Origin of the sequence: Amycolatopsis sp. NPDC051071 (genome assembly GCF_040682875.1) — a bacterium.
In the GTDB taxonomy this organism is placed as follows: Bacteria; Actinomycetota; Actinomycetes; order Mycobacteriales; family Pseudonocardiaceae; genus Amycolatopsis.
This window is the reverse complement of record NZ_JBFBBY010000306.1, coordinates 1-3,280: the sequence shown is the minus strand read 5'-3', so window position 1 is coordinate 3,280 and position 3,280 is coordinate 1. Positions and strand designations below refer to the sequence as shown.

The window sequence follows — 3,280 nt, the reverse complement described above, 5'->3', positions numbered from 1 at the left end:
CGAGTACGCCCAGTACGAGGCCGAAGGGCCCACACCACCAGGAACCACCTGGATCACGAACCCCATCGAACAGATTTGCCAGACACGCCCTAGGCCGCTTCGCGCGCCCGGTCCCGGATCCGCCCGACCACGGTGGACCTGCGCCAGGCGTGCGTGACCTCGACCAGCCAAGCCGCTTCGGTGGCGATGTCGGGATCGCCGAGGTAGGTCGCCGGTACGTCGTCGGGGGCGAACCGGCGGCCCGCCTCGGAGGCGACGAGCGCGGCGGCCAGCGCGGCGGCCTCAATCGTCGCGGGGACCTTGGCCTCGGGGATCTTCGCCTTGCGGGCCTCGGCTTCCGCGACGGGCCGGACGTCCGGATCGAAGTACGGGCGAAGCGCGAGATGCCCGTCCCGGATCTCGATCACCCTGCGGTACAAGGCGAATTCGACCCCGCCGGGCATACCGGGACCCGGGTCCAGCGCGATGCCGGGGACGGCTTCCCGCATCGCGGTCCACAACGGCTCGATCCGGCGATAGGTCCGGTACGTGCCGAGCAGGCGGAACGGGGTCGCCAGCGCCGGACCCCATACGCTGAGTGTCGCGCCCGCCCCGGCGAGTCCGACGCTCAGCGCCGCCAGTATCGAGGAGAGCGTGTCTTCACCGGCGTCGACGGCGCCGGTGGTGGCGAGGACGTAGATGTCGTCGACGTCCCAGAACGTCCAGCCCAGTGCGGAGACCCCGCCGCCGACGAGCAACCACAGCCCGGTGCGAAGCGGACCGGGTTCGGCGTGGCGGGCGAAGCGCGCGAAGACGATCGAGAAGGTCAGCAGGCTGATCAGGCCGTAGCCGAGAAAGAGGACGTTGTAGGCGATGAACCAGCCGAGCCTGCCCGGCCCGGCGGCGGTGTGCTCGCCGACGCGGTAGCTGTCGGAGAGGAGGAAGAGCACGGTCTCGGCGGCCACCACGATCCAGGAAAGCACCGCGTGCCAGCCGATCCGCTTGCCCTCCCCCAGTTTCAGCGATTGCGCGAACGCGACCGCGAACGCCATCGCGCCGATCTTGAGCAGATCCGCCAGGAGGTTACGGAGACTGCCGATGGGTTCTTCGCTGCCGACGGCGTTCTCCATCGCCGGGGTGAGCAGCATGATCCCGCCCGCGATGCACATCGCGAAGGCACTGAGGTACCACATCCGCCGCAGCGGCTGGGTGTGGCGGGCCTGGATCAGCTTGTAACCGAAACCCGCGAAAGCCACCACGCAACAGAAGTACGCGATGGTCTCGGTCATGGGGCTCGTCGCTTCCGGCTGCCGAAGAGGTCGTCGACCCTGGCCATCCCACGCGCGAGGTCGCTCCCACTCTCGTCGGTGGGCGACGAGCCGCGCACCGCCGTCCGGGCGACACGTTGCGCGAGCAGGCTGGCGAGCAGTTCGGCCTCCTGCTCCTCGACGGCGCTGTAACTCGTACGGCCGAGGACACGGCGGACGAGTTCCGGTGACAAGTTCGGCATCAGGGCCTTGCTGGCGGCGGCGTCGAGTGCGATGCCGTCGGCGCCCGCGTCGGAACCGACGTGACCACACAGCAGATGGCCGACCTCGTGCAGCAGGATATGGCGGCGGTGCAGGGCCGTGGTGTTGGTCGGGTAGAGGATGTAATCCGCGCGTTCGGTGCTCATCAGCAGCCCGCACGGGCCGCTGGAGGGGACGTCGACCTGCATCAATTCGATCGGGCGGCCGCGTTCGGTCGCCAGTTCGGAGGTGAAAGCCTCGGCATCGAAGGGTTCGGGAAGGGTCACGCCGTCGGCGAGACTCCGGCAGCGGCGCCACAACTCCTTACGGCGGCTGTCCACCTCACGCCTCCCTCTTCGTGCCGCCCCGTCCGGATTCCCTGCGGGCGATCGCGTCGATCATGTCGCTGATGGTGTCGAGTCCGTCCGGCGAAAGCGTTACAGCGCGAAGCGCCACATCGCGGACTCCGGCGTCGCGAAGGGCACCGAGGAGGGCGAGCTCCTCGGCGATCTTGGCGCTCTGCTCGTCGTCGAAGAAGTACGCCGGCGAGACGCCGAAGAACTGGGCGAGCGCTTCGAGATGCCGTTTCGTGGGATTGTCGCGGCGGCCGGTGCGCAACTGCCAGAGATACGTCGTCGAGAAACTCTCGCCGGTCGCTTCACGGCAGGCCTTGGCGACCTCTTCATGGCTGTACGCCTCACGATCGGGTCTCAGCACGATCTGGAACAGCTTGTCGATCTTGTCGGCGAGCGTCGTCTTCCCGGGCTCGGTCGCGGCCACCATCCCCACTCCCTACGTGTCGTGCCCGTTCATGCTAGTTGACGCGGCGCGCGCAGTCATACACGTCAGTTTTCACCTCGCGCGAGGCCTCGGCTGGCACCTCGGGCACGAGAACGACGACCGGTTCATGAACGGATCGCGCCGGATCGGGGTCCCGCACCGGCCGCAGGGCAACCCTTCCTGGCCATACGCGTCGAGAGAACGGTCGAAGTACCCTGACTGGCCGTTGATGTTGACGTAGAGCGCGTCGAACGACGTCCCGCCCGCGACGAGGGCGGCGGCCATGACGTCGGTGGCGGCGGTGAGCACCGTCCGCCCGTGCGCGGCGGTGAGTTTGCCGGTCGGGCGGGCCCAGTGGAGTTTGGATCGCCACAGGGCTTCGTCGGCGTAGATGTTGCCGATACCGGAGACGAGGGTCTGGTCGAGCAGGGCGCGTTTGATCTCGGTGCGCCGCGACCGCAACGCCCGGACGGCCTGGTCGAGATCGAATCGCGGGTCCATCGGGTCGCGCGCGATATGCGCGATGGTGCCCGGCAACGCCGTCCCGTCGACTTCAATGAGGTCTGCGAGCGCGAGGCCGCCGAAGGTCCTCTGATCGACGAAGCGCAGCTCCGGCCCGTCGTCGCCGAAGCGAAATCGCACGCGAAGGTGCTTCTCGTCAGGCGTGCCTTCGGGCTGGACGAGCATCTGACCGCTCATCCCGAGGTGGGCGAGCATGGCCTGCCCGTCGGAAAGTTCCAGCCAGAGGTACTTGCCGCGGCGGCGCGCGGCGGCGATCTTGGTGCCGGAAAGCCGTCCGGTGAAGTCCTCCGCACCGAGTTCGTGGCGGCGGATCGCGCGGTGGTGCAGGACTTCGACTTCGGCGATCGCCCGGCCGGAGACATGCGCCTCCAGGCCGGCGCGGACCACCTCGACCTCGGGGAGTTCGGGCATGGCCCGATTCTCCCACTGGCTGTCCTGTGCCCGGCAAGGCGTCGTGAGTGATTTGGGTCGTTCTAACGGCCCAAATCACT

At 68.3% G+C, this 3,280-nt stretch carries 4 protein-coding genes; all 4 read right to left on the bottom strand.

Annotated elements, in window-relative coordinates; all coding sequences use genetic code 11:
- Window positions 1-89 precede the first annotated feature (89 nt).
- On the bottom strand, window positions 90-1,268 hold the full coding sequence (locus tag AB0M65_RS40555; RefSeq protein ID WP_364040899.1) for an MAB_1171c family putative transporter: 1,179 nt from the start codon (window positions 1,266-1,268) through the stop codon (window positions 90-92).
- Window positions 1,265-1,828, bottom strand: a complete 564-nt coding sequence (locus AB0M65_RS40550; RefSeq protein ID WP_364040897.1) for a hypothetical protein — start codon at window positions 1,826-1,828, stop codon at window positions 1,265-1,267. Before AB0M65_RS40550 ends, AB0M65_RS40555 begins: the two co-directional genes overlap by 4 nt.
- Window position 1,829: 1 nt before the next feature.
- Window positions 1,830-2,270: an XRE family transcriptional regulator gene (locus tag AB0M65_RS40545; RefSeq protein ID WP_364040894.1), complete on the bottom strand. Its 441-nt coding sequence runs from the start codon at window positions 2,268-2,270 to the stop codon at window positions 1,830-1,832.
- Between the two features lie 69 nt (window positions 2,271-2,339).
- Window positions 2,340-3,200, bottom strand: coding sequence for a bifunctional DNA-formamidopyrimidine glycosylase/DNA-(apurinic or apyrimidinic site) lyase (gene mutM / locus AB0M65_RS40540; RefSeq protein WP_364040891.1), 861 nt, complete (start codon window positions 3,198-3,200; stop codon window positions 2,340-2,342).
- Window positions 3,201-3,280: the final 80 nt, after the last annotated feature.

Coding starts and splice junctions, on each gene's coding strand:
- AB0M65_RS40555 (WP_364040899.1), bottom strand. CDS start 1,268: ATGACCGAGACCATCGCGTACTTCTGTTGCGTGGTGGCTTTCGCGGGT.
- AB0M65_RS40545 (WP_364040894.1), bottom strand. CDS start 2,270: ATGGTGGCCGCGACCGAGCCCGGGAAGACGACGCTCGCCGACAAGATC.
- mutM (WP_364040891.1), bottom strand. CDS start 3,200: ATGCCCGAACTCCCCGAGGTCGAGGTGGTCCGCGCCGGCCTGGAGGCG.